We start from the raw sequence: 25,513 nt of genomic DNA on the forward strand, positions 1-25,513 counted from the left end.
GTCCAGAGGTCGCGGGTCCCCGCTTGTACGTGCGCTGTGACTGTGGCGAGATTTCACATCCCGGCAACTTGGGGCTCTACCATCGGACCCACGACACGGCGGTTCTGGCCATGGTCCGCGGACACGGCGGCCGTGCGGTGTTCCGGTCGCCGGAGCCGGGCCGGTGCCGGATGACGACGGGCCGCGAGTAACGCCGGGGCCGCCGCGCACGCTGACCGGGATGGGGCCCCGGCCACGAGAGCGGCCGAAACGCCTCTTGCGCATCCGCAGACCTCCGTCGTCCAGGCGTCCGGACCAGGGATACGTGGCGGGTCGTACGTCAGACTACGCACCGGCTTGGTACGAGCTGTGAGGCTTCTCCGCAGATCAGCGCACCCGTGCTCGTCTCCACGCATCAGCGGCAACTGACGGGTACGTGCAAATTATTTGGGATGCCCCGGAATAGGAACACAGGGGCCCTCCCGCTCGTTCTCATTACGTGAGCACGACACAGACACCACCTGTTCTCGCCGCAGAGCTGGCAGAGGCGTGGGCCGACATTCAGCGGTACCACCCCGAGCTGCCTGACCTTGCCGCGCCAGAGTCCCTGATCGGGGAGTCGTCGTCCGCGTGCGGTCACGAGCTCTCCTTCGAACGGCTGCTCCATGAGGCAGTCCACGGCATCGCCGCCTCCCGGGGGGTCCGCGACACCTCCCGGGCCGGCCGCTACCACAACCGCCGATTCCTCGCGATCGCCGAGGAACTGGGCCTGGACCACCCCGACGAGCCGCATCCCAGCAGCGGCTTCTCGCTGGTCACGCTCAACCCCGAGGCGAAGCGACGCTACCGCCCGACCATCGAGAGACTGCAGCGCGCTCTCAAGGCGCACACGGTGGCCACGTCCGCGGACACCTCCCGTACCTTCCGCGGCCCGGCCGCCCGTCACGGCTCCTCCGGTGGCGGCGTCCGGGTCAAGGCGGTGTGCGACTGCGGCCGCAACGTCCGGGTGGTGCCGTCGGTCCTGGCCCAGGCCCCGATCGTCTGCGGCGGCTGCGGCAAACCGTTCCGCATTCCGGAGGTCGTTGGCGCGGCATGAGGGACGGCTGCTCGTGGCAGCCGTAGCCATTGCTCCGCCACCGGCCCACGGACCGCAGGCACCCCGTCTCCCCGCGGGCGGTTGCCGCTGGGCGGCACGGGTGGGCGCGGACGGCAACTTCACAGCGCCGGTCATCGCACCCGACGTGACCTCACCTCCACGCCGGGTGCGACTCGGGCATGCCCAGGAGTCGCCCACCAGACCGTCGGCCAAAGCGACCCGCAGGGTATGGCACAATGGCTAGCTGTACTCGACAGCCGCACAGGACCCCTCTCTCCTCCGGCTGACGCGTCCATCGGGCACTCGGGTACCGCAACCCCACGCGGCAGTCTCGCCGTGCCCAACCACGTCAAATCCAGGAGAACCCACTCCCGTGGCAGTCAAGATCAAGCTGAAGCGTCTGGGCAAGATCCGTTCGCCTCACTACCGCATCGTCGTCGCCGACTCCCGCACCCGCCGTGACGGCCGTGCGATCGAGGAGATCGGCAAGTACCACCCGACCTACAACCCGTCGGTCATCGAGGTGGACGCCGACCGCGTCGCGTACTGGCTCGGCGTCGGCGCCCAGCCGACCGAGCCCGTCCTCGCCATCCTGAAGAAGACCGGCGACTGGCAGAAGTTCAAGGGCGAGCCCGCCCCGGCGCCGCTGCTCGTGGCCGCTCCGAAGGCCACGCGTCCGTCGTTCGAGGCGCTCGGCGGTGACGACGAGGGCAAGGGTGAGGCGATCACCCAGAAGAAGAAGGCTGAGAAGAAGGACGAGGCCGCGGCTGAGTCCGAGTCGACCGAGGCCTGAGCAGCATGCTCGAAGAGGCGCTTGAGCACCTCGTGAAGGGCATCGTCGACAACCCTGACGACGTGCAGGTCGCCTCGCGCAACCTGCGCCGCGGGCGCGTGCTGGAGGTCCGGGTGCACCCCGACGACCTCGGCAAGGTGATCGGCCGCAACGGCCGCACCGCGCGTGCCCTGCGCACCGTCGTGGGCGCCATCGGCGGTCGCGGAGTCCGCGTCGACCTGGTCGACGTCGACCACGTCCGCTGACGCTTATCGCAACCGGCTCGGGCCGGGGAGGGCCACTGGCCGTCCCCGGCCCGCAGTCGTATGAGCAGGCATGAGCAGGCATGAGCAGGCATGAGCAGGTCGAGCAGGAGATGACAGGAGAACAGGCACAGTGCAGCTCGTAGTCGCACGGATCGGCCGCGCCCACGGCATCAAGGGCGAGGTCACCGTCGAGGTACGTACCGACGAACCGGAGCTCCGGCTCGGGCCGGGCGCCGTACTCGCCACCGATCCCGCCGGCGTGGGACCGCTCACCATCGAGACGGGCCGCGTCCACAGCGGCCGCCTGCTCCTGCGCTTCGAGGGCGTCAGGGACCGCACCGGCGCCGAGGCCCTGCGCAACACCCTCCTGATCGCCGAGATCGACCCGGAGGAACTGCCCGAGGGCGAGGACGAGTACTACGACCACCAGCTCGTCGACCTGGACGTGGTCACCGAGGACGGCACCGAGGTCGGTCGGATCACCGAGATCTCGCACCTGCCCTCCCAGGACCTGTTCATCGTGGAGCGGCCCGACGGCAGCGAGGTGATGATCCCGTTCGTGGAGGAGATCGTCACCGAGATCGACCTGGAGGAGCAGCGGGCCGTCATCGCGCCGCCGCCCGGCCTGATCGACGACCGGGCGGAGATCGACTCGTCCAGGGACGACGAAGCATGAGGCTCGACGTCGTCACGATCTTTCCCGAGTACCTCGAACCCCTGAACGTCTCGCTGGTCGGCAAGGCACGCGCGCGCGGGCAGCTCGGCGTCCAGGTGCACGACCTGCGCTCCTGGACGTACGACCGGCACAACACGGTCGACGACACGCCCTACGGCGGCGGACCCGGCATGGTCATGAAGACCGAGCCCTGGGGCGACGCCCTCGACACCGTCCTCGCCGACGGCTACGAGACCGGCTCGCACGACCCCGCGCTGATCGTCCCCACCCCGAGCGGCCGACCCTTCACCCAGGAACTCGCCGTCGACCTCTCCGAGCGCCCCTGGCTGATCTTCACACCGGCCCGCTACGAGGGCATCGACCGGCGGGTCATGGACGAGTACGTCACCCGGATGCCGGTCTACGAGGTGTCCATCGGCGACTACGTCCTCGCCGGCGGCGAGGCGGCCGTCCTCGTCATCACGGAGGCCGTGGCGCGGCTGCTGCCCGGCGTCCTCGGCAACGCCGAGTCGCACCGGGACGACTCCTTCGCGCCGGGCGCCATGGCGAACCTCCTGGAGGGCCCCGTCTACACCAAGCCGCCCGTCTGGCGCGGCCGGGACATCCCCGACGTGCTGCTCAGCGGCCACCACGGCAAGATCGCCCGCTGGCGCCGCGACGAGGCCCTGAAGCGGACCACCGCCCACCGGCCCGACCTGATCGAGCGCTGCGACCCCAAGGCGTTCGACAAGAAGGACCGGGAGATGCTCTCCATCCTGGGCTGGGCCCCGGACCCGGAGGGCGCACCCCACGGCCGATTTTGGCGCAGGCCACAGGGCGTGGAAGAATAACCAGCTGTTGTGCGTCCGTCCGGCGTGCGCCCCTGCCACAGGGGGACACGACGCCCGCCCCGATCCGCACGGCAGACCCCATGGAACACCTAGTTTCCGTTGATGACCTGTGGCATCAGCGAGGAAAGCAGACGAAATGTCTCACCTGCTCGACACCGTCGACTCCGCGTCGCTGCGCAGCGACGTCCCGGCCTTCCGCCCGGGTGACACCGTCAACGTCCACGTCCGCGTCATCGAGGGCAACCGCTCCCGTGTGCAGCAGTTCAAGGGCGTTGTGATCCGCCGCCAGGGCAGCGGTGTCCGCGAGACCTTCACGGTCCGCAAGGTCTCCTTCTCCGTCGGCGTCGAGCGCACCTTCCCGGTGCACACCCCGATCGTCGAGAAGATCGAGCTCGTCACCCGCGGTGACGTGCGTCGCGCCAAGCTGTACTACCTGCGCGAGCTGCGTGGTAAGGCCGCGAAGATCAAGGAGAAGCGCGAGAGCTGATCTCGCGTGCCGGCCCCCGGAAGCCGTAGGCGGACGAGCCGGTAAGAAGGAGTCTCATCGTCGCCGGATAGCATCTGGCCCCGATGGACACCGAAGCACAGCACACGGAGCGCGACCGCTCCTCCCGCCCCGAACCGGAGGCCGCGGAGGGCCGGTCGCGTTTCGCGTTGGTGGCGCGGGCCACCGAGCGGGTCACCGACTGGCTGCCGGGCGGCTGGATCACCCTCACCCTCTTCGCCTGCCTGGCGTTTTTGCTCGTCCTCAACACTTTCGTGGCGCAACCATTCCAGATTCCCAGCGGATCCATGGAACAGGGATTGAGGATCGGGGACCGCGTTCTCGTAAATAAGTTGGCGTACCGTTTCGGTGCCGGGCCGCGCCGGGGAGATGTCGTGGTGTTCGACGGCTCCGGGTACTTCGGGGACGCCGACTACATCAAACGCGTCGTCGGTGTGGGAGGAGACCACGTGGTCTGCTGCGACAAGAAGGGGAGGATCGAAGTGAACGGCCGGCCGGTCGACGAGACCTCGTTCCTCTATCCCGGGGACACCCCCTCCACCGTGCCCTTCAACGTCGACGTCCCCGACGGCACGCTCTTCGTCCTCGGCGACCACCGCAGCGACTCCAGCGACTCCCGCGACCACCTCGGCTCGCCCGGCGGCGGCATGATCCCCGTCAGCAGGGTCGTCGGCCGGGCCGACTGGATCGTCTGGCCGTACGCCCACTGGACCCGTCTCACCCGTCCCGTCGCCTACGCGCGCGTGCCGGCCGCCGGAGCGTCCCATGGGTAACCGGGGCCGACCGCGCGGCGTGCCGGTCGACGCCGCCGCCAACCTGCTGCCCACCGGGGCCCGGCGCACCTCCGGCCCGTCCGGCGGCGGCCGGTCCCGCGCGGAGCGGCGCAAGCTGCAGCGCAAGGTCAAGCGCAAGCGCCGGCGCGGTGCGGTGCGGGAGATACCGCTGCTGGTCGGCGTGGCCGTCCTGATAGCGCTCGTGCTGAAGACGTTCCTCGTCCAGGCCTTCGTGATCCCGTCGGGCTCCATGGAACAGACGATCCGGATCGGCGACCGCGTCCTGGTGGACAAGTTCACTCCCTGGTTCGGGTGGCAGCCGCACCGCGGCGACGTCGTCGTCTTCCACGACCCGGGCGGCTGGCTGAAGGACGAGCAGACCACCAAGGCGAACGACCCCGTCGGGGTCAAGCAGGTCAAGGAAGGGCTCACCTTCATCGGTCTGTTGCCCTCCGCCAACGAGAAGGACCTCATCAAGCGGGTCATCGGCGTCGGCGGCGACCACGTCAAGTGCTGTGACACACAGGGCAGGGTGACCGTCAACGGCGTACCGCTGACCGAGGGCGACTACCTGTATCCCGGGAACGTCCCCTCCACTCAGCAGTTCGACATCACCGTCCCGAAGGGGCGGCTGTGGGTGATGGGCGACCATCGCGGCAACTCCGCCGACTCGCGCGCGCACCAGGACACCGATTACGGCGGCACGGTGGCCGTGACCTCGGTGGTGGGCCGCGCCATGATGATCGGATGGCCCATCGGCCACTGGACCAAGCTCGACGAACCTAAAACCTTCGCAAGCGTTTCTGACTCCGGGTCGGGGTCGACCGCGGCTCCCCAGCTGTCGCATAGGGTTGCCTCCGACGATCCGAACGGATACATCCAACTCCCGACCCCTGCGGAACTCCCGCTCGTTATGGGAGTGGTGGGCTTGCGCCGGGGATGGCGCAGGCGGCGGCACGGAGTAAGGAGTTGGCGTGGGGGATGTGGCGGTAGGCGCACGGTCGGGACACGACGGCGAGGAGCACAGCGGGCGCCCCGTGGAGAATGTCCCCTCCCCAGAAGGCGCCTCGACCTCCGGGAACGGCACCGGGCCCGGCGGAGACAGCACCCCGGCAGACGGTCCGTACTCCGGCGGCGACGGCTCGGGCATGGACGGGGACCCGGGTGAATCGGCGGCGCCCGCACCCAAGAAACCACGCTCCTTCTGGAAGGAGCTGCCGATCCTGGTCGTCATCGCGCTGGTACTGGCGCTGCTGATCAAGACGTTCCTGGTGCAGGCGTTCTCGATCCCGTCGGACTCGATGCAGAACACCCTCCAGCAGGGTGACCGGGTCCTGGTCGACAAGCTCACCCCGTGGTTCGGCTCCAAGCCGGAGCGCGGCGAGGTCGTCGTCTTCCACGACCCGGACGACTGGCTGGCGGGCGAGCCCACCGCCCAGCCGAACGCGATCCAGACCTTCCTCAGCTGGATCGGCCTGATGCCGTCCGCCGAGGAGCGGGACCTGATCAAGCGGGTCATCGGCGTCGGCGGCGACACCGTCTCCTGCAAGGGCAGCGGCCCGCTCATGGTCAACGGCCATGCGCTGAACGAGCCTTATGTGTACCCGGGCAACACGCCGTGCAGCGTCGACGACCAGGGCGGCCAGTTCACGGTGCACGTGCCCAAGGGCTACATCTGGGTGATGGGCGACCACCGCCAGAACTCCCGCGACTCGCGCTACAACCAGTCCGACAAGCACCACGGCATGGTCCCGGTTAAGGACGTCGTCGGCCGTGCCATCGTCAAGGCCTGGCCGATCAACCGCTGGGGCACGCTGCCGATCCCGGACACCTTCGACCAGGGCGGCATCAACACGCAGTCGTCCGCCGCGGCCTCCCTCACGGTGGCGCCGCAGGGCGTGGCGGTCGCGGCCGTTCTGCCGGTCGCGGTGTGGCGCCGCCGTCGGGGTGAGCGGATCGAGCAGAAGTTCGACAAGCGCGTGGCGGCGGGCAAGCGCTGACCGCGTGGCGCGCGCCGGGACCGGATCCCGTGTGCGTCTGCTGACCGTCCCATGTGAAGCCCTTGGGGAGCTTGTGACCAGGGGCGCCGAAGAAGGGCTGCCCCTGCCCGGTACCGCCGGGTAGGGTGCGGCCTCATGGGCGACAGCACGATACGTACGGCTCCGCGCGGCGGCGCAGGCACCAGCACGGGCGCGGCACAGACCGGCGGCAGGCTCGGACAGCGGTTGTCCGGGATCGCCGTCGCGCTGGGCATCGTGATGTTCCTCGGCGGATTCGGCTGGGGCGCGGTGGCCTACCGGCCCTACACCGTGCCCACCAGTTCCATGACGCCGACGATCGACGCCGGGGACCGGGTCCTCGGCCAGCGCATCGACGGCGGCGAGGTGCGCCGGGGTGACGTCGTCGTCTTCAAGGACAAGAACTGGGTCACCAACGCGGACGTCGTCAAGCGCGTGGTCGCGGTCGGCGGGGACACCGTCGCCTGCTGCACCGACGGCAAGCTGACGGTCAACGGCAAGCAGATCGACGAGCCGTATCTGCCGGTCGGCACCGCGGCTGAGCTCCAAGGCTTCCCGACCGTGACCGTCCCCAAGGGCAGGCTCTTCCTCCTCGGCGACGAGCGCCAGGGCTCCCTGGACTCCACCGCCCACCTCACGGACGCGGCGCAGGGCACGGTCGCGCGTACCGCCGTCAGCGCCCGGGTGGACGCCGTGATCTGGCCGATGAAGGGCCTGCTCAAGCGCCCGACCGGCTTCGAGGCCCTGGGCTCCCTCTCCCAGCCGGGCCCGTTGCGCGTCATCGAGTTCATGATCGTGGCCGGTGCCGTGCTGGTCCTCGCGGGCGGCGCCTACGGCCCGGTCGCGAACCTGCTGGGCCGCTCCCGCAGCCGTACCCGTACGGAGTCCGCCGGTGCCCGCTGAGGCGCTGCCGGGGCCGCTGGAGGGCGGCCTGCGCAAGGTGGCCCGGGTGGTCCTGCTCGACCCCGAGGACCGCATCCTGCTCCTGCACGGCCACGAGCCCGACGACCCGGCCGACGACTGGTGGTTCACGCCCGGCGGCGGCCTGGAGGGCGACGAGACCCGTGAGCAGGCCGCATTGCGGGAACTCGCCGAGGAGACCGGCATCACGGACGTCGACCTCGGTCCGGTGCTGTGGCGCCGGACGTGCTCCTTCCCGTTCGCCGGCCGCCGGTGGGACCAGGACGAGTGGTACTACCTGGCCCGTACGACGCAGACGGTCACCGAGGCCACGGCCCTGACCGAGCTGGAGCGGCGCAGTGTGGCCGGAGCACGTTGGTGGACGTGCCAGGAACTGACCCGGGCACATGAGACGGTGTATCCGACCAGACTCGCCGAGTTGTTCCGTAGGCTGCTCGACGAAGGTCCCCCCGCCGGGCCCGTCACCCTTGACACGGAAATCGTCTAGGGGCGCGCAGGACTGGCGCACAATGGGGGGATCGCACGGCTGAAGGGGAACATGCCATGAGCGCCGAGGACCTCGAAAAGTACGAGACCGAGATGGAGCTGAAGCTCTACCGGGAGTACCGCGATGTCGTCGGTCTGTTCAAATATGTGATCGAGACCGAGCGGCGCTTCTACCTCACCAACGACTACGAGATGCAGGTGCACTCGGTCCAGGGTGAGGTGTTCTTCGAGGTGTCCATGGCGGACGCCTGGGTCTGGGACATGTACCGGCCGGCCCGTTTCGTGAAACAGGTCCGCGTCCTCACGTTCAAGGACGTGAACATCGAGGAGCTGAACAAGACCGACCTGGAGCTGCCGGGCGGCTGAGCCGGCCGCCGGGGTCACCCGTGTGGGTGACGGAGTTGTCCACAGTCTCTGAGTAACTCACCAAGATCAACTTCTTGGCGGGGGATGCGTGACCGTTGGCGCCGGAGGTGGTGCCGACATGAACACGCATCAGGCACGCACGCATCAGGCACGCCCGAATCGGGCACGTAGCGCACTCGGCAGGTACGGCGAGACGCTGGCCGCACGGCGGCTGGCCGAGGCCGGTCTGACGGTCCTGGAGCGCAACTGGCGCTGCGGCAGGACGGGCGAGATCGACATCGTGGCGCGGGACGGCGACGTCCTGGTCGTCTGCGAGGTCAAGACCCGGCGGGCGGGCGTCTTCGAGCATCCCATGGCCGCGGTCTCCCCGGAGAAGGCGCAGCGCCTGCGCGGCCTCGCCGAACACTGGATCCACGCACACGGAGGGGCACCGCCGGGCGGCGTCCGCATCGACGTGGTCGGCGTGCTCCTGCCGCAGCGCGGGGCGCCCGTGGTCGAGCACGCCCGGGGGGTGGCGTGAGATGGGGTTCGCACGGACCTGCTCGGTGGCGCTGGTGGGTGTCGAGGGCGTGGTGGTGGAGGTCCAGGCCGACCTGGAGCCCGGGGTGGCGGCCTTCACCCTGGTGGGGCTGCCGGACAAGAGCCTGACGGAGAGCCGGGACCGGGTCCGGGCCGCGGTGGTGAACTCGGGCGCCTCCTGGCCCTCGAAGAAGCTCACGGTCGGGCTGAGCCCGGCATCCGTGCCGAAGAGCGGCAGCGGCTTCGACCTCGCGGTGGCCGCGGCGGTGCTCGGGGCGGCCGAGCGGATCGATCCCCGGGTGCTCGCCGAGATCGTGATGATCGGGGAGCTGGGCCTGGACGGCCGGGTCCGGCCGGTCCGGGGCATCCTGCCCGCCGTGCTGGCCGCCGCCGACGCCGGGTACGAACAGGTGGTCGTGCCGGAGAACGCGGTGCCGGAGGCCTCACTGGTGCCGGGGGTGTCCGTGCTGGGCGTCCGCAGCCTGCGCCAGCTGATCGCGGTCCTCACCGACGAACCGGTGCCCGACGAGGAGCCCGTCCCCGGCGAGATCCGCCCGGACCCCTTCCTCGCCGGGCTCGCCCTGCCCGGCATGGGACTCGGCACCGGCATGGCCACCGGCGACCACGCCCCCGACCTCGCAGACGTCGCCGGCCAGCACGTGGCCCGGGCCGCCCTGGAGGTGGCCGCGGCCGGACGCCATCACGTCTTCTTCAAGGGCCCGCCCGGCGCCGGCAAGACCATGCTGGCCGAACGACTGCCGGGGCTGCTGCCCGAGCTGGGCCGGCAGCAGTCCCTCGAGGTCACCGCCGTCCACTCGGTCGCCGGGCTGCTGCCACCCGGCCACCCCCTGGTCGACAGGCCGCCCTACTGCGCCCCGCACCACTCGGCCACCATGGCCTCCCTGGTCGGCGGCGGAACCGGCCTGCCACGCCCCGGAGCGGTCTCCCTGGCCCACCACGGCGTCCTCTTTCTGGACGAGGCCGCCGAGTTCCACGCCAGCGTCCTGGACGCCCTGCGCCAGCCCCTGGAGTCGGGCCACGTCGTCATCGCCCGGGCCGCCGGGATACTGCGGATGCCCGCGAAGTTCCTCATGGTCCTGGCCGCCAACCCCTGCCCCTGCGGCCGCCACGGCACCCCCGGCGACGTCTGCGAGTGCCGGCCCTCCTCGATCAAGCGGTACCGGGCCCGGCTCTCCGGCCCCCTGATGGACCGCGTGGACCTCAGGGTCGCCGTGGAACCGGTCGCCCGGGAGGAACTGCTGCGGCTGCACACCGGCGCCGAGCCCTCCGCCGCCGTGGCCGACCGGGTGCGCGCGGCACGGGAGCGGGCCGCCCGCCGCTACGAAGGACTGCCCTGGCGCACCAACAGCGAGGTCCCCGGCCACGAACTCCGCACCCGCTGGCACGTCCAGCCGGGCGCACTGCTCAAGGCCGAGCTGGACCTCGACCGGGGTCTGCTTTCCGCTCGCGGCCTGGACCGGGTGCTCCGGGTCGCCTGGACCCTCGCCGACCTGGCGGGCCGCGACCGGCCCTCGGTCAACGACGTCAACCTGGCCCTGGAGCTGCGCACCGGCGTCCGGCGCGGCGCGGTCCTGGAAGGGATCGCCCCATGACCGACACCGAATTGCTCGCCCGGGTCTTCCTGGCCCGGGTCGTCGAGCCCGGTGACGAGGCCGCCGGGCGGTGGGTGCGGGAGCGGGGCGCGCACGAGGTGGCGGCCCGGCTGCGCAAGGGCGGGCAGCCCCTGCCCGGCGTCGGCGCCAAGCGGTGGGCGGGCTTGCTGGCCCGCGCGGCGCAGGCCGATCCCCGGGCCGACCTCTCCGTCGCGCGGGAGTCGGGCGCGCGGTTCGTGTCTCCCGGCGACACCGAGTGGCCCAGCCAGCTCGACGACCTCGGCGACGCCCGCCCCCTCGGCCTGTGGGTGCGCGGCCGGCCCAGTCTGCGGATGTGGGCGCTCCGGGCCGTCGCCGTGGTCGGGGCCCGGGCCTGCACCGAGTACGGCGCCCACATGGCGGCCGTCCTCGCCGCCGGGCTCGCCGAGCGCGGCTGGGTGGTGGTGTCGGGCGGCGCCTACGGGGTCGACGGCGCCGCCCACCGCGGTGCCCTCGGCGCAGGCGGGGCCACCGTCGCCGTGCTGGCCTGCGGGGTCGACCGCCCCTACCCGCGGGGCCACTCCGAGCTGATCAACAGGATCGCCGAGCAGGGACTGGTGGTGGGGGAGCTGCCGCCCGGCGAGCACCCGACGCAGAGCAGGTTCGTGCTCCGCAACCGGGTCATCGCGGCGCTCACCAGGGGCACGGTCGTCGTGGAGGCCGCCCATCGCAGCGGCTCGCTGGTCACCGCGCGGGCGGCGCAGCGGCTCGGCCGGTTCACCATGGGCGTGCCCGGCCCGGCCACCAGCGGCCTCTCGGCCGGGGTGCACGAGCTGCTCCGCGGCGAGGCCGTGCTGGTCACCGACGCCGCGGAGGTCGTCGAGCTGGTCGGCGGCATGGGCGAGCTGGCCCCGGCCAGACGCGGTCCGGTACTCCCGCGCGACCTGCTGGAACCCGCCGCCCGGCAGGTCCTGGACGCGCTGCCCGGCAACCGGCCCGCCTCACCCGAAGAGGTGGCACGCGGCGCGCAGACGTCCGAGGACGATGCCGTCGCGAGACTGTACGAACTCCGAGCACTTGGTTACGTCGAACGACATGGCGACGGCTGGAAGTTGACACGCCAGGCGATGATCTCGGTCCGTACCGGTCGGACCCGGTGCTGACCGAGCGTGTTCGGCCGTCCGGGGGAACCCCCGACGCCCTTGGGAATTCCCGGAGTTGACGCTTCCGGCCGATCACGCAGAGCGACGCGCCGAGCGTGGTGGGGCGCGCCGTACAGGGGGTTCGCGCAGGGGTGGAGCCTCGCTGTTCGCGCACCGCGACTCCCCAGTCACGCTACGCTCACGAAAGGCCTGGCGCAGACCGCGCCAACCGACACGAGACCGACACCTCACCCACCCATCGCCATTCACCCCCGCTCACCCCGCTCCTCGGCACAACACAGCACTTCCTGGCACTTCACGGCAGAACGGCACAAGGCGACGAATGCCCCAGCACACCTCCGGGTCCGACCGGGCGGCGCTCCCCCCAGCCGCCCGCGACGGTGGCAGCGTGCGGCCGCCCGCTCCCTCGACGCTCGACGAGCTGTGGCGGTCGTACAAGGCGACGGGGGACGACCGGCTGCGGGAACAGCTGATCCTGCACTACTCGCCGCTGGTCAAGTACGTGGCCGGGCGGGTGAGCGTGGGCCTGCCGCCCAACGTGGAGCAGGCCGACTTCGTCTCCTCCGGGGTGTTCGGGCTCATCGACGCGATCGAGAAGTTCGACGTCGACCGGGAGATCAAGTTCGAGACGTACGCGATCACCCGGATCCGGGGCGCGATGATCGACGAGCTCCGGGCGCTGGACTGGATCCCGCGCTCGGTCCGGCAGAAGGCACGGAACGTGGAGCGGGCCTACGCCACCCTGGAGGCGCGGTTGCGGCGCACGCCCTCGGAGGGCGAGGTGGCCGCCGAGCTGGGCATCGAGGTGGACGAGCTGCACGCCGTCTTCAGCCAGCTGTCGCTGGCCAACGTGGTGGCGCTGGAGGAACTGCTGCACGTAGGGGGCGAGAGCGGCGACGGCCTGAGCGTCATGGACACGCTGGAGGACACCGCGGCGGACAACCCCGTGGAGGTGGCCGAGGACCGGGAGCTGCGGCGGTTCCTGGCGCGGGCGATCAACACGCTGCCGGAGCGGGAGAAGACCGTCGTGACCCTCTACTACTACGAGGGGCTGACACTCGCCGAGATCGGGAACGTGCTCGGGGTCACCGAGAGCCGGGTGAGTCAGATCCACACCAAATCGGTGCTGCAACTACGTGCGAAGCTGGCGAGTTTCGGCCGCTGAGCAGGGTTTTCGGCCGTCGGCCGCGACCGGCGGGCCGTCTCTCGGTGGTGCTGTCTCCCCTCCGGCCCGGCGCGTCCGTAAAGTGGTTGACGTGCCAAGGATTCGAGCGGCCTCCGTGGCCGAGCACCGGTCGATGCAGCGAGCCGCCCTGCTGGACGCGGCGCGGTCCCTCCTGTCCGAGGGCGGGACGGAGGCGCTGACCTTCCCCGCGCTCGCCGAGCGCACGGGGCTGGCCCGGTCGTCCGTCTACGAGTACTTCCGTTCCCGGGCTGCCGTGGTCGAGGAGCTGTGCGCGGCCGACTTCCCCGTGTGGGCGGCGGAGGTCGCGGCAGCGATGGAGCGGGCGGCTTCCGCCGAGGGCAAGGTCGAGGCCTATGTGCGGCAGCAGCTCACCCTGGTCGGGGACCGGCGGCACCGGGCGGTGGTCGCGATCTCGGCGAGCGAGCTGGACGCGGGGGCGCGGGAGAAGATCCGGGCCGCGCACGGCGGACTCGTCGCGATGATCGTGGAGGCGCTCGGGGAGCTGGGGCATGACCAGCCTCGGCTCGCGGCGATGCTGGTGCAGGGGGTGGTGGACGCCGCGGTACGGCGGATCGAGCTGGGGGCGGCGGAGGATCCGGTGGTGATCACCGACGCGGCCGTTGCCATGGCGCTGCGGGGCGTGCGGGGCTGACGTGGCGCTGAGGCCGGGGGCGGGGACGCTTACCGGCGCTTGCAGGGTGCCTCCCTCAGCCTCCCCCAGGCCCTTAAGGCACTGGGGGAGGCAAGACTTGCCCGCGGCTGAAAGAAACGGCCGGGACGGCGCCCCGTAAGGGGCGCTGGGGGCACCCCCGGCCGAAGGCTGGGGGAGGAACTGCGCGACCAGCCCACATGCACCCGCAGTCGCGCGACCGGCCCCCGCCACCCCTCCGGCGGCGAACCCCCGGCTCACCCCTCCGGCAGCGGCACCCCCAGCACCGGCAACAACCTCGACGGCCCCCGATCCCGCAGCCACGGCGGCAACAGCAGCAACGGGTCCAGATACGCGTCCCCCCTGAGCAGCCCCCAGTGCACACACGCGCGAGCGCCACAGTGCGCGCCCCCCGGCTCCACCATGCCCACCACCTCCCCCGCCGCCACCTCCTGCCCCTTCTCCACCGTGGCCGTCACCGGCTCGTAGGTCGTGCGCAGGTCCGTGCCCGTCACCGCCACCGACACCACGCCCCGCCCCGCCACCCGCCCCGCATAGGAGACCCGGCCCGCCGCCACCGCCCGCACCGGCGCACCGGGCACCGTGCCCAGATCGACCCCCCGGTGCCCGGGGCCGTACACCGTCGCCGGTGGCTCCCAGCCGCGCAGGACCGGTGGCCTCACCCCCACCGGCCAGGCGCGGGCGACCGCCGGCACGGGCGGCCCGGCAGGGGGTGGCGGGCCGTCCGCCCCGACCCAGGCCCGGGCCGCGGCCGCTCCCAGGGCCAGTGGCAACGCCGTCGCCGCCCACATCCATCGCATCGCGCGTCGCATGACCAACATGGCCGAACGCTCCCGCACCAGCGCCGATCTTGGCCGGTACCTGTGGATTACTCCCGAGTTGTGGACAGCGGCGTCACCCGGCGCCTCGCCGGTCCCGTACACTTCCCTTGGCGATCCGGGTCACCGGGTCGACTTCGCACGCCCCGACATCTGGCCGTCACCAGCAGGTGTCAGCGCTTCTCGGTCCTCGCGGCACAGCGCACACGGGCGTCAGGCGCGGGAGCCGTCCGGCCCCCGCGGCACAACCGAGAAATTCAAGGAGATACGGCCATGGCCGTCGTCACGATGCGGGAGCTGCTGGAGAGCGGCGTCCACTTCGGTCACCAGACCCGTCGCTGGAACCCGAAGATGAAGCGCTTCATCTTCACCGAGCGCAACGGCATCTACATCATCGACCTGCTCCAGTCGCTGTCGTACATCGACCGCGCCTACGAGTTCGTCAAGGAGACCGTCGCCCACGGCGGCACGGTCATGTTCGTCGGCACGAAGAAGCAGGCGCAGGAGGCCATCGCCGAGCAGGCCACTCGCGTCGGCATGCCCTACGTCAACCAGCGCTGGCTGGGCGGCATGCTCACCAACTTCTCGACCGTCTACAAGCGTCTGCAGCGCCTCAAGGAGCTCGAGCAGATCGACTTCGAGGACGTCGCCGCGTCCGGTCTGACCAAGAAGGAGCTTCTCGTACTCTCGCGCGAGAAGGCCAAGCTGGAGAAGACCCTCGGCGGTATCCGCGAGATGCAGAAGGTGCCCAGCGCCGTCTGGATCGTGGACACCAAGAAGGAGCACATCGCGGTCGGTGAGGCCCGGAAGCTCAACATCCCGGTCGTCGCGATCCTCGACACCAACTGCGACCCCGACGAGGTCGACTACAAGATCCCGGGCAACGACGACGCGATCCGCTCCGTCACCCTGCTCACCCGCGTGATCGCCGACGCCGTCGCCGAGGGCCTCATCAGCCGCTCGCGCGTCGCCACCGGTGACAAGGGCGAGAAGGCCGCCGGCGAGCCGCTCGCCGAGTGGGAGCGCGACCTGCTCGAGGGCGAGAAGAAGGCGGACGACGCCGAGGTCCAGACCTCCGCCGAGACCGAGAAGGTCGCCGACGCCGAGCAGGCCGAGGCTCCGGCCGCCGCCGAGGCCGCTGTCGAGGCTCCGGCCGCCGAGGCTCCGGCCGCGGACGCCGAGCAGGCCTGACCCGTCAGCGTTGACGGCGGGGGCGGCGACATCCCGTACGCCCCCGCCGTTCACCCATAGATTCGCGCTCTACATCTACGTGTAGATCGTGGATCGGGCAGATCTCCCGACTTCGAGAAAGACTTAACGACTCATGGCGAACTACACCGCCGCTGACGTCAAGAAGCTCCGTGAGCTCACCGGCGCCGGCATGATGGACTGCAAGAAGGCCCTGGACGAGGCCGAGGGCGACGTCGACAAGGCTGTCGAGGCGCTCCGCATCAAGGGCCAGAAGGGCGTCGCCAAGCGTGAGGGCCGCTCCGCCGAGAACGGCGCCGTGGTCTCGATCATCGCCGACGACAACTCCTCCGGCGTCCTCGTCGAGCTGAAGTGCGAGACCGACTTCGTCGCCAAGGGTGACCGGTTCCAGGCCGTCGCCAACACCATCGCCGAGCACGTCGCCAAGACCGCCCCGGCGGACCTGGAGACCCTGCTCGCCTCCGAGATCGAGCCCGGCAAGACCGTCCAGGCGTACGTCGACGAGGCCAACGCCAACCTCGGCGAGAAGATCGTCCTGGACCGCTTCGCGCAGTACGCCGACGGCTACGTGACCGCCTACATGCACCGCACGATGCCCGACCTGCCCCCGCAGATCGGTGTCCTCATCGAGCTCGACAAGCCGAACGCCGAGATCGCCAAGGGCGTCGCCCAGCACATCGCCGCCTTCGCGCCGAAGTACCTCGCCAAGGAGGACGTGCCGGCCGACGTCGTCGAGTCCGAGCGTCGCATCGCCGAGGAGACCACCCGCGCCGAGGGCAAGCCCGAGGCCGCCCTGCCGAAGATCGTCGAGGGTCGCCTCAACGGCTTCTTCAAGGACGCCACGCTGCTCGGCCAGCCGTACGCGCTCGACAACAAGAAGTCGGTCCAGAAGGTCCTGGACGAGGCCGGTGTCACCCTGAAGCGCTTCACGCGCATCAAGGTCGGCATCTGAGTCCGTACCGCGATCGACGCGCGACCCGCGGGGAAATCCCGATAGGGTCGGTCGACAGCAGTCGTCCGTACACCCGCCACACCCAGGGACGTGACGGACGACGGCAGATCTGACGAGGAGGCCATTGCCGCGCATGGGCAGCGAAAAGCGACCCCACCGGCAATGGCCTTCTTTGTATGTGCACCACGTGAAAGAGGCGGGATCTCCATGACCACCAAGGCCCAGAAGAGCGACGACGGCAAAGTACGCGGCCGGTTTCTGCTGAAGCTGTCCGGAGAGGCCTTCTCCGGTGGCGGCGGCCTGGGCGTGGACCCCGACGTGGTGCACAAGATCGCCCGTGAGATCGCGGCCGTCGTCCGCGACGGCGCAGAGGTCGCCGTCGTCATCGGCGGCGGCAACTTCTTCCGCGGCGCCGAGCTCCAGCAGCGGGGCATGGACCGGGCCCGCTCGGACTACATGGGCATGCTCGGCACGGTCATGAACTGCCTCGCCCTCCAGGACTTCCTGGAGAAGGAGGGCATCGACAGCCGGGTGCAGACCGCGATCACCATGGGACAGGTCGCCGAGCCGTACATCCCGCTGCGCGCCGTGCGCCACCTGGAGAAGGGCCGCGTGGTCATCTTCGGCGCCGGTATGGGCATGCCGTACTTCTCCACCGACACCACCGCCGCCCAGCGCGCCCTGGAGATCGACGCCGAGGCGCTGCTCATGGGCAAGAACGGCGTGGACGGGGTCTACGACTCCGACCCCAAGACCAACCCCGACGCCGTCAAGTTCGACTCCCTCGGCTACGGCGAGGTCATCACCCGCGAGCTCAAGGTCGCCGACGCCACCGCGATCACGCTCTGCCGCGACAACAAGCTGCCGATCCTGGTGTTCGAGCTGCTGGCGGAGGGCAATATCGCGCGCGCCGTCAAGGGTGAGAAGATCGGCACGCTGGTGGGTGACCAGGGCAGCCGGGACTGACCGGCACCGCCTGACGGACCCTGACCGGGGGATGGACAATGTCCTGCCGGTCGGGAACCGTCAGGGAAAGAAGACGCGACGCAGCCGGCCGCCGCCCCGCAACGGAACCGCAGCCGGGCCTTACTCAAGACACGCAGGAGCAAGTGGTGATCGAAGAGACCCTCCTCGAAGCCGAGGAGAAGATGGAGAAGGCCGTCGTGGTCGCCAAGGAGGACTTCGCCGCGATCCGCACCGGCCGTGCGCACCCGGCGATGTTCAACAAGATCGTGGCCGACTACTACGGCGCGCCGACGCCGATCAACCAGCTGGCCTCGTTCTCCGTGCCGGAACCGCGCATGGCGGTCGTGACCCCGTTCGACAAGACGGCCCTGCGCAACATCGAGCAGGCGATCCGCGACTCGGACCTGGGCGTCAACCCGAGCAACGACGGCAACATCATCCGGGTGGTGTTCCCGGAGCTCACCGAGGAGCGCCGCCGCGACTACATCAAGGTCGCCAAGGGCAAGGCGGAGGACTCCAAGGTCTCCATCCGCTCCGTCCGCCGCAAGGCCAAGGACGCCATCGACAAGCTGATCAAGGACGGCGAGGTCGGCGAGGACGAGGGCCGCCGCGCCGAGAAGGAGCTCGACGACACCACCGCGAAGTACGTCGCACAGGTGGACGAGCTCCTCAAGCACAAGGAAGCGGAGCTTCTCGAAGTCTGATGAACGACTCATCCTGGGGAGCCCCGCCGCACGCCGGGCCGCAGCCCGGGCAGGCCGGACCGCCGGCCGGGTACTGGGAACCGGCCGATCAGGGCACCGGCCAGGGGTACGACCACGGCTCCGGCCAGGGATACGACCCCGGCTCCGGCCAGGGGTACGGCACCGGCGCAGCCCCTGCACAGGGTCCCGGCCAGGGGTACGACCTCGGTCGCGCCCAGGGCTACGACCAGGGGCATGTCCGGGGAGCCGCCCCGGCGGGTCCCGCGTACGATGCGCAGAACGCGCAGCAGACTCGCCCCATGCCCATCGTGCCCGACGACGTACCCGCGTACGGCTCGGACCAGGACGGTGACAGGGGGGCCGCTCGGCTGGGCGGCCCCTTGTTCCGAGACGAGACGTTCCGCAACGACACACCGTCGGCGCAGCCCCTGCCTCACGCGACGCCGCAGAATCCGGAGCCCATGCCCGACGCCCCACAGCCGGCCCCCGCGCCGCAGAAGAAGAGCGCGGGGCGCGACCTGGGCGCGGCCATAGGGGTCGGCGTCGGACTGGGCGTCGTGATCGTGGCGTCCCTGTTCGTCGTCAAGGCCGTCTTCGTCGGTGTCGTGGCGGTCGCCGTCGTGGTGGGCCTGTGGGAACTGACCAGCCGGCTCCAGGAGCGCAAGGGCATCAAGGCACCCCTGGTCCCGCTGGCGCTGGGCGGCGCGGCGATGGTGGTCGCCGGGTACGCGCGGGGGGCCGAGGGCGCCTGGGTCGCCCTGGCGCTCACCGGGCTCGCGGTCCTCGTCTGGCGGATGACGGAACCGCCGGAGGGCTACCTCAAGGACGTCACGGCGGGTCTCTTCGCGGCGTTCTACGTCCCGTTCCTGGCGACGTTCGTCGCGATGATGCTGACCGCCGAGGACGGCCCCTTCCGGGTGCTGACCTTCCTGCTCCTCACGGTGGTCAGCGACACCGGCGCCTACGCGGTCGGCTGGCGCTTCGGCACCCACAAGCTCGCCCCGCGCATCAGCCCCGGCAAGACCCGTGAGGGCCTGGTCGGCGCGGTGCTGTTCGCGATGGTCGCGGGCGCGCTGTGCATGGAGTTCCTGATCGACGACGGCACCTGGTGGCAGGGCCTGCTGCTGGGCCTCGCGGTCGCGGCCAGCGCCACGCTCGGCGACCTCGGCGAGTCCATGATCAAGCGGGACCTGGGCATCAAGGACATGGGCACCCTCCTCCCGGGCCACGGCGGCATCATGGACCGGCTGGACTCCCTGCTGCCGACGGCTCCGGTGGTGTGGTTGCTGATGGTGTTGTTCGTGGGAAGCGGCTGACCGGGCCGGACGCCGACCGGTCTGCAGAGTGACCGGCGTACAGCTGTCGTAGCCGAGCCCCCGTCCTTCGCGCGGCGGGGGCTCGGTGGCATGCCGGCCCCGGATGACGCAGCAGAAATCGCAGGGTCATTCCGGCCGGAGGCAGACTTCCTGTGAGGACGCTGTCTCCTCCGACGTGCAGGGAGTGTGCCCGTGCCCCTCGACCCGGCTCCCGCCGCATCCCCCTCCCCACCTCCTCCGCCGGTGCGGTTCTGGCCGGTCGACGATCTGCCCGCGCTCGACCCGGACCCCTTCCTGGACGAGGTGATGCGCGAGGAGCCGGTCACCCGGATCCGACTCGCGTACGGCGAGGGGGAGGCCTGGCTGGTCACCCGGTACGAGGACGTCCGCCTCGTCACCTCCGACCCGCGCTTCTCCCGGGAACTGGTCGTGGGCCGCGACATCACCAGCATGCGCCCGGCGCCCGTGGCCTCCCAGACCGCCGGCCTGCAGTACATCGACCCGCCGGGACACAACCGGCTGCGCCGGGTCGTCGCCCGTGCCTTCACCGGGCGGGCCATGCAGCGGCTGCGGCCGATGGCGGAGCGCAGGGCCGGCGAACTCCTCGACACGATGGAGGCCGCGGGCCCGCCGGCCGACCTCATGGAGCACCTGCACGGCCCCTTCCCGATCGCCGTGATCCGTGACTTCCTCGGCGTCGACGAGAAGGACTGGCACCGTTGGGCGGCGACCGGCGAGGCGCTGCTCTCCGCCGGACCCGACGCCGAGGACCGCGCCCGCAAGGCCGCCCGGACCACCCGGGCCCGGATCGCCGAGCTGCTGCAGAGCCGCCGCGAGGAGCCCCGCGAAGACCTCGCCGGAGTGCTGGCCCAGGCCACCGCGGACGGCGAGATCACCGACGACGAGGCGATCTCCCTGGCCACCGCCGTCCAGGTCAGCGGCGGGCACGCGGTCCGCAACAACAGCGGTTCGATGATGTACGCGCTGCTCACCCACCCCAGGCACCTGGACCGGCTGCGCCGCGAGCCGGACCTGCTCCCCAAGGCGGTGGACGAGCTGTTCCGCTACGTCCCGCACCGCAACGGCGTCGGCATCCCGCGGGTCGCCGTCGAGGACGTCGAGATCGGCGGCCGGCTGATCCGGGCCGGTGACGTGGTCTACAACGCCTATGTCGCCGCCAACCGCGACCCCGCCGTCTTCACCGACCCCGACGTCCTCGACTTCGACCGCGCGGGCGGTCCCCACCTGGCCTTCGGCCACGGGCCCCACCACTGCATGGCCGCGATCATGGCCCGCATGGAGGCCGAGATCATGATCGGCTCGGTCCTCTCCCGCTTCCCCGGCATCCGGCTGGCCGTGCCTCCCGGGGAGGTCGGGTTCCAGCGCCAGGGCCTGATCCGCGGACCGCGTACGCTGCCCGTGACCTGGTGACCGGCAAGGACCGAGGAGAACCCCACCATGCTGACGACCACCTACGTCCCCGGCGCCCCGAACTGGCTCGACCTGGGGACCACGGACATCGAGGCGAGCGCCGCCTTCTACTCGGCCGTCTTCGGCTGGGCTCACCGGTCGGCGGGACCGGAGGCCGGCGGCTACGGCTTCTTCCAGCAGGACGGCGCGACGGTCGCCGGGATCGGCCCGCTCACGACGGAGGGCGCGATCCCGTCCTGGCGGGTGTACTTCCACACCCCGGACGCCGACGCCACCGCCAAGGCCGTGGAGCAGGCGGGCGGCAGCGTCCGGATCGCCCCGGCGGACGTCTTCGCCTTCGGGCGGGCGGCCGCCTTCATCGACCCCACCGGCGCGGACTTCGCGGTCTGGCAGCCGGGCGAGACCCAGGGCCTGGACCTCGTCGCGGTCCCCGGCAGCCTGGCCAGGACGGAGCTCTACACCACCGACGCGGCCGCGGCGAAGGCGTTCTACGCGTCGGTCTTCTCCTGGCAGACGCGGGACGTGCCGATGGGCCCGGGACTGACCTACACGATCCTCACCCCGGCCGGCGCCGGCCCGGCGGCGGCCCACGGCGGACTGATGCAGTTGCCCCAGGCCAACCTGGACGCCGGCTCGACCCCGGAATGGCACCCCTACTTCGAGGTGACCGACTGCGACGCCACCTTCGCCAGGGCCACCGAGTCCGGAGCCACCACCCTCATCCCGGTCACCGAGGCCCCGGGCATCGGCCGCTTCGCCATGTTCCGCGACCCCTCCGGCGCCCTCTTCGCCATCATCACGACGGCCAGGGGCTGAGCCCTTCCAATTCCCCGCCGAACCTTCGGTCGCAGGCCACCTCGGTTGATCTGCGACACTGGTACAGCCATGCCTAAGCCCGGAGGACTCGCATTTGTCCGGCAGCCATAGGCGTCTCACCAGGGTGTTTGGTGTTGAGAGAGGGCCCGTCATAGGTCACTGGGCCGTGCCTGGGCCGTCCGCCGTCGTATCAAGAGCGGTGCGAGCCAGTGTCAGCAACCTGTCCCGACCGGCGTCTGTGCTGTTTTTCATTTCCAGAAGATCCGCACCCGCGAACCTTTCAAGCTCGGGGAGCCTGATTGGCTGGTCCCCGTTCTGTACCTCCCACAGACGGATTGCACCTCCCCAGTCGGCGAAGAGGTCACGGACTGCCTCAGCCTGAGCTGCAACATCGGCCGGACCCTCCAGCTGCACCGTGTGACAAGCCTTCACTAGCGCGCCCATCAGTTCCTCAGGCACGGGCCTGGCGTACATGACGCTGTGGTGAACTATCGCCAGAGACCGTGGCTCTAGTTCCTGATACAGCTCGTAGGCCGCATTGACGAGATTGCCGTACGCCTCCCGTCTGACTTGGCGGCGCCAGTGAGCGTGCTGTGAACGATCCTGACTGCGACCAGTCACCATCGCCGCAACGATCGCCCCGCTGGCGCCGACCGCCGCCCCCAGCAGACCGGCAGCAGAGCCGATGATTGCGATAACCCCCGCGTCCATGGCGGTGATTGTGCCTGCGAAGCACTACCTAAGGGCTGTCCCGTAATCCCCGGCGGGCGCACGACGACAGCTACGGCACCTCGCAGCGTTGTCGGGCTCGCCCGAATACGCCCAGTATGAGGACGACCCTCCGCCTTGCGATGCACCGCATCTGACGCCGCGCGCTGATCCACCAGGGATTACGGGACAGCCCTTAGGGGGGAATTCGCGGAAGATGTGATCGACCGTCTTTCGGGTCCGCTCCTGACTCGACGGCATGAGGTGCGCGTACACCCTCAGCGTGAGCGTTGGATCGGTGATCTCTCTCGGTCACCTGGGCCCGTCTCACCGTACAGACATGGTCAGGTGGGAAGTTCACCTCGCCTTACTTGAGCCAGGACAAGCATGAAGAGGTCGACGCGAAGAGACCCGGACAAAGTGTCCGGGTCTCTTCGTGGTCCATGGAGGGATTGTCGGGCAATAAATGTCGGCGGCGCCGCCATGCGTCCTAACGCAAGGCATCCATCAATGTCTGAAAATTAAGCAAGGCATTTCAATACTGCTTCAGATGATTGAGATTAAGTCCGGTTGAACATTTATCGCCTTCGATCCTCCTTGCGCGACGAACTACCTCAGGATTCTTGCCTAGGGTCTTGAAGTCCTCGCGGGCCATATCTACACGACGTTTCACTTCGCTGCATTGCGCTGTAGTGGGTGTCCCTAGATCGTCAACGAGCATCATTGCATTCAGGGCCCAGTACATCTGTGTAAAGTGACGTGCCTCTATTCTGATGTATCGGTTTCTCTTTCCTTCCGTGTCGGTGATATCGAGCGCTGCTTGATATTCTTTGGTCATGGTGGGGAAGTCCAGATTCTGTGCAGCCACATCGGCGAGTACTCGATGCGCCTGTAGGGCCTCCAAAGGGTCTGCCATGCGCAGGCCGCCTGCTCCGTCAGATTGCCTTTGTTCGGCCAGTTGCAACGCTTTCTTGGCCATGCGCTCTGCGAGCTCAAGGTCTGTGGTTGAAAGTGTCAGGAATAGCCCAATCATTCGATAGGTTGAAGCGCTAAGATTGAGCCTCTTCTGGCCATACTGAGTTATCAAGCTGTCTGCTTGCCTGCCTAGCGTAACAATCTCATTGAGGCGGGCGGATCCGCCGGTGCGGTCGAGTTCGCTCATTTGCACTACGTATTGAGTTATCTCGTTCCGAGCTGAATCCTGCCGCTGTGCATTGGCCAGGTCTCTGGACGCATCTACACCGTAGACCGCTGAAACCGTCGCAGTGATGGCGGAGACAGCCGCGATGACAACACTTGCGACTGCGGCCCGGGCGGACAGCCGTTCAGTACCAGGGGTGGGCGTGCGAGTCCGGCGAAACCGTCGAGCAAAACGAGGCATGTCCCTCCTCCGGCGTCCGACTCCTGCGCTGCTGTGGTTTTCGCTTCCAACGGTGGGACGCAGGAGCGGACGGGGCCATCCATAGACGGCCATGAGAGGGTCGGTGGCAGTAGGCCTTGGACCTGCGCGAATGTCGCTGAGGCCTGTGGTCGGCCGGGCCGTGTGTGGGCCGTCCGAGGAGGGCCACGACGACCAACAACGACCGCCCCCGGGGCCGACGACCGCAGGTCACCCGATTCGATCTGCGACACTGGTACAGCTATGCCTAAGCCCGGAGAACTCACTTTCGTCGCGCCGCGCGGAGCCAAGAAGCCGCCGCGGCATCTCGCCGATCTCTCGCCCGCCGAGCGCAAGGACGCGGTGGCCGAGGTCGGGGAGAAGCCGTTCCGTGCCAAGCAGCTCTCGCAGCACTACTTCGCGCGGTACGCGCACGACCCCGAGCAGTGGACCGACATCCCGGCCGGGTCGCGGGACAAGCTGCGGGAGGCGCTGTTCCCCGAGCTGATGACCGTCGTACGGCATCTGTCGACCGACGAGGGGACGACGCGCAAGACGCTGTGGCGGCTGTTCGACGGCACGCTCGTCGAGTCGGTGCTGATGCGCTACCCGGACCGGGTGACCATGTGCATCAGCTCGCAGGCGGGGTGCGGGATGAACTGCCCGTTCTGCGCGACCGGGCAGGCGGGTCTGGACCGGAATCTGTCGACCGCCGAGATCGTCCACCAGATCGTGGACGGGATGCGGGCGCTGCGGGACGGGGACGTGCCTGGCGGTCCCGCGCGGCTCTCCAACATCGTCTTCATGGGGATGGGCGAGCCGCTCGCCAACTACAAGCGGGTGGTCGGAGCGATCCGGGCGCTCACCGACCCCGCCCCGGACGGGCTCGGCCTCTCGCAGCGCGGGATCACCGTCTCGACCGTCGGACTGGTCCCGGCCATCCACCGGTTCGCCGACGAGGGATTCAAGTGCCGGCTGGCGATCTCGCTGCACGCCCCCGACGACGAACTGCGCGACACGCTCGTCCCCGTGAACACGCGGTGGAAGGTGCGCGAGGTCCTCGACGCCGGGTTCGAGTACGTCGAGAAGAGCGGGCGTCGGCTCAGCATCGAGTACGCCCTCATCCGCGACATCAACGACCAGGCGTGGCGGGGGGACCGGCTGGGCCGCCTGCTCAAGGGCAAGCCCGTGCACGTCAACCTCATCCCCCTGAACCCGACTCCGGGTTCGAAGTGGACCGCGTCGCGGCCGGAGGACGAGAAGGCGTTCGTCGAGGCGATCGAGGCGCACGGTGTGCCGGTGACGATCCGGGACACCCGCGGGCAGGAGATCGACGGAGCCTGCGGTCAGCTCGCGGCCACCGAGCGGTAATCTGAGGGCCGTAGGTACATCTTCAT

At 69.9% G+C, this 25,513-nt stretch carries 27 protein-coding genes and 2 pseudogenes; 25 read left to right on the forward strand and 4 right to left on the reverse strand.

The genetic code is table 11. The annotated features are described in order from the left end of the window. The first annotated feature begins 478 nt into the window (after positions 1-478). The 17 genes and pseudogenes from ACZ4UV_RS46815 to ACZ4UV_RS46895 all read left to right on the forward strand — a co-directional run bounded on the left by ACZ4UV_RS46815 (position 479) and on the right by ACZ4UV_RS46895 (position 13,800). Positions 479-1,075, forward strand: coding sequence for a hypothetical protein (locus tag ACZ4UV_RS46815; RefSeq protein ID WP_093498845.1), 597 nt, complete (start codon positions 479-481; stop codon positions 1,073-1,075). 373 nt (positions 1,076-1,448) lie between these two features. Then, complete coding sequence (gene rpsP / locus ACZ4UV_RS46820; RefSeq protein WP_093498844.1) at positions 1,449-1,868, forward strand: 30S ribosomal protein S16; 420 nt, start codon at positions 1,449-1,451, stop codon at positions 1,866-1,868. 5 nt (positions 1,869-1,873) lie between these two features. Beyond that, positions 1,874-2,113 (forward strand): RNA-binding protein, encoded by a 240-nt coding sequence (locus tag ACZ4UV_RS46825; protein ID WP_003973401.1) that lies wholly within the window; start codon positions 1,874-1,876, stop codon positions 2,111-2,113. A 130-nt stretch (positions 2,114-2,243) separates the two neighbouring features. Then, positions 2,244-2,789 carry a ribosome maturation factor RimM gene (gene rimM, locus ACZ4UV_RS46830; RefSeq protein WP_351485040.1) on the forward strand — a complete coding sequence of 182 codons (546 nt, stop codon included), beginning with the start codon at positions 2,244-2,246 and terminating at the stop codon, positions 2,787-2,789. Continuing rightward, positions 2,786-3,619, forward strand: a complete 834-nt coding sequence (trmD, locus tag ACZ4UV_RS46835) for a tRNA (guanosine(37)-N1)-methyltransferase TrmD (protein ID WP_451020936.1) — start codon at positions 2,786-2,788, stop codon at positions 3,617-3,619. The genes rimM and trmD overlap by 4 nt, the downstream gene beginning before the upstream one ends. A gap of 136 nt (positions 3,620-3,755) precedes the next feature. Next, positions 3,756-4,106: a 50S ribosomal protein L19 gene (rplS, locus tag ACZ4UV_RS46840; protein WP_351485043.1), complete on the forward strand. Its 351-nt coding sequence runs from the start codon at positions 3,756-3,758 to the stop codon at positions 4,104-4,106. 83 nt (positions 4,107-4,189) lie between these two features. Then, entirely contained in the window at positions 4,190-4,897 is a 708-nt protein-coding gene (gene lepB, locus ACZ4UV_RS46845) for a signal peptidase I (RefSeq protein ID WP_451020935.1), read from the forward strand. Beyond that, positions 4,890-5,978 (forward strand): annotated as a pseudogene (gene lepB / locus ACZ4UV_RS46850) (signal peptidase I); the annotation flags it as partial. The gene lepB (ACZ4UV_RS46845) and the pseudogene lepB (ACZ4UV_RS46850), both read left to right, overlap by 8 nt. Then, the gene (lepB, locus tag ACZ4UV_RS46855) at positions 5,872-6,897 is read left to right on the forward strand and encodes a signal peptidase I (protein ID WP_451020934.1); all 1,026 of its coding nucleotides are present in this window, start codon (positions 5,872-5,874) and stop codon (positions 6,895-6,897) included. The pseudogene lepB (ACZ4UV_RS46850) and the gene lepB (ACZ4UV_RS46855), both read left to right, overlap by 107 nt. 135 nt (positions 6,898-7,032) lie before the next feature. After that, positions 7,033-7,818: a signal peptidase I gene (gene lepB / locus ACZ4UV_RS46860; protein WP_467847642.1), complete on the forward strand. Its 786-nt coding sequence runs from the start codon at positions 7,033-7,035 to the stop codon at positions 7,816-7,818. After that, on the forward strand, positions 7,808-8,323 hold the full coding sequence (locus ACZ4UV_RS46865; protein WP_451020932.1) for an NUDIX hydrolase: 516 nt from the start codon (positions 7,808-7,810) through the stop codon (positions 8,321-8,323). The genes lepB (ACZ4UV_RS46860) and ACZ4UV_RS46865 overlap by 11 nt, the downstream gene beginning before the upstream one ends. A 56-nt stretch (positions 8,324-8,379) precedes the next feature. Further along, positions 8,380-8,688, forward strand: a complete 309-nt coding sequence (locus ACZ4UV_RS46870; RefSeq protein ID WP_008745401.1) for a DUF2469 domain-containing protein — start codon at positions 8,380-8,382, stop codon at positions 8,686-8,688. 118 nt (positions 8,689-8,806) lie between these two features. Next, the gene (locus ACZ4UV_RS46875) at positions 8,807-9,208 is read left to right on the forward strand and encodes a YraN family protein (RefSeq protein WP_390040836.1); all 402 of its coding nucleotides are present in this window, start codon (positions 8,807-8,809) and stop codon (positions 9,206-9,208) included. 1 nt (position 9,209) lies between these two features. Continuing rightward, a complete protein-coding gene (locus ACZ4UV_RS46880; RefSeq protein WP_451020931.1) occupies positions 9,210-10,820 on the forward strand; it encodes a YifB family Mg chelatase-like AAA ATPase in 1,611 nt (536 codons plus the stop codon). Then, positions 10,817-11,962: a DNA-processing protein DprA gene (dprA, locus tag ACZ4UV_RS46885; RefSeq protein ID WP_467847648.1), complete on the forward strand. Its 1,146-nt coding sequence runs from the start codon at positions 10,817-10,819 to the stop codon at positions 11,960-11,962. Before ACZ4UV_RS46880 ends, dprA begins: the two co-directional genes overlap by 4 nt. A gap of 322 nt (positions 11,963-12,284) precedes the next feature. Then, positions 12,285-13,127, forward strand: coding sequence for an RNA polymerase sigma factor WhiG (gene whiG, locus ACZ4UV_RS46890; RefSeq protein ID WP_451020929.1), 843 nt, complete (start codon positions 12,285-12,287; stop codon positions 13,125-13,127). A 115-nt stretch (positions 13,128-13,242) separates the two neighbouring features. After that, positions 13,243-13,800, forward strand: coding sequence for a TetR/AcrR family transcriptional regulator (locus tag ACZ4UV_RS46895; protein WP_467847776.1), 558 nt, complete (start codon positions 13,243-13,245; stop codon positions 13,798-13,800). Between the two features lie 254 nt (positions 13,801-14,054). Here the strand turns inward: ACZ4UV_RS46895 and ACZ4UV_RS46900 are convergent, their stop codons facing one another. Further along, positions 14,055-14,639, reverse strand: a complete 585-nt coding sequence (locus tag ACZ4UV_RS46900; RefSeq protein WP_467847651.1) for a peptidoglycan DD-metalloendopeptidase family protein — start codon at positions 14,637-14,639, stop codon at positions 14,055-14,057. A gap of 270 nt (positions 14,640-14,909) precedes the next feature. Here ACZ4UV_RS46900 and rpsB point away from each other — a divergent pair, with 270 nt between their 5' ends. From rpsB to ACZ4UV_RS46935, 7 genes are all read left to right on the forward strand, one after another. After that, a complete protein-coding gene (gene rpsB / locus ACZ4UV_RS46905; RefSeq protein WP_451022187.1) occupies positions 14,910-15,827 on the forward strand; it encodes a 30S ribosomal protein S2 in 918 nt (305 codons plus the stop codon). Positions 15,828-15,960: 133 nt separating this feature from the next. After that, a complete protein-coding gene (gene tsf, locus ACZ4UV_RS46910) occupies positions 15,961-16,797 on the forward strand; it encodes a translation elongation factor Ts (RefSeq protein ID WP_451022188.1) in 837 nt (278 codons plus the stop codon). A 207-nt stretch (positions 16,798-17,004) separates the two neighbouring features. After that, positions 17,005-17,763 (forward strand): UMP kinase, encoded by a 759-nt coding sequence (pyrH, locus tag ACZ4UV_RS46915; protein ID WP_093498830.1) that lies wholly within the window; start codon positions 17,005-17,007, stop codon positions 17,761-17,763. Between the two features lie 146 nt (positions 17,764-17,909). Next, a complete protein-coding gene (gene frr / locus ACZ4UV_RS46920; protein ID WP_089098486.1) occupies positions 17,910-18,467 on the forward strand; it encodes a ribosome recycling factor in 558 nt (185 codons plus the stop codon). Continuing rightward, positions 18,467-19,783: a phosphatidate cytidylyltransferase gene (locus ACZ4UV_RS46925; RefSeq protein ID WP_451022189.1), complete on the forward strand. Its 1,317-nt coding sequence runs from the start codon at positions 18,467-18,469 to the stop codon at positions 19,781-19,783. Before frr ends, ACZ4UV_RS46925 begins: the two co-directional genes overlap by 1 nt. 192 nt (positions 19,784-19,975) lie before the next feature. Further along, positions 19,976-21,214: a cytochrome P450 gene (locus ACZ4UV_RS46930; RefSeq protein WP_467847661.1), complete on the forward strand. Its 1,239-nt coding sequence runs from the start codon at positions 19,976-19,978 to the stop codon at positions 21,212-21,214. Between the two features lie 27 nt (positions 21,215-21,241). Beyond that, positions 21,242-22,030 carry a VOC family protein gene (locus tag ACZ4UV_RS46935; protein WP_467847666.1) on the forward strand — a complete coding sequence of 263 codons (789 nt, stop codon included), beginning with the start codon at positions 21,242-21,244 and terminating at the stop codon, positions 22,028-22,030. A 156-nt stretch (positions 22,031-22,186) separates the two neighbouring features. On the opposite strand, the gene ACZ4UV_RS46940 is transcribed toward ACZ4UV_RS46935, so the two are convergent. The 3 genes and pseudogenes from ACZ4UV_RS46940 to ACZ4UV_RS46950 form a co-directional block, all read right to left on the reverse strand. Continuing rightward, the gene (locus ACZ4UV_RS46940; RefSeq protein ID WP_467847671.1) at positions 22,187-22,741 is read right to left on the reverse strand and encodes a hypothetical protein; all 555 of its coding nucleotides are present in this window, start codon (positions 22,739-22,741) and stop codon (positions 22,187-22,189) included. A gap of 201 nt (positions 22,742-22,942) precedes the next feature. Next, positions 22,943-23,038, reverse strand: a pseudogene (locus tag ACZ4UV_RS46945) (tyrosine-type recombinase/integrase); the annotation flags it as partial. Between the two features lie 235 nt (positions 23,039-23,273). Beyond that, positions 23,274-23,900 carry a hypothetical protein gene (locus ACZ4UV_RS46950; RefSeq protein ID WP_467847675.1) on the reverse strand — a complete coding sequence of 209 codons (627 nt, stop codon included), beginning with the start codon at positions 23,898-23,900 and terminating at the stop codon, positions 23,274-23,276. A 480-nt stretch (positions 23,901-24,380) separates the two neighbouring features. Between ACZ4UV_RS46950 and rlmN the strand changes: the two genes are divergently transcribed. Further along, positions 24,381-25,487 carry a dual-specificity RNA methyltransferase RlmN gene (rlmN, locus tag ACZ4UV_RS46955; protein WP_467847678.1) on the forward strand — a complete coding sequence of 369 codons (1,107 nt, stop codon included), beginning with the start codon at positions 24,381-24,383 and terminating at the stop codon, positions 25,485-25,487. The last annotated feature ends 26 nt before the right edge of the window (positions 25,488-25,513 follow it).

The sequence above is a fragment of the Streptomyces sp. NPDC028289 genome (assembly GCF_055565975.1).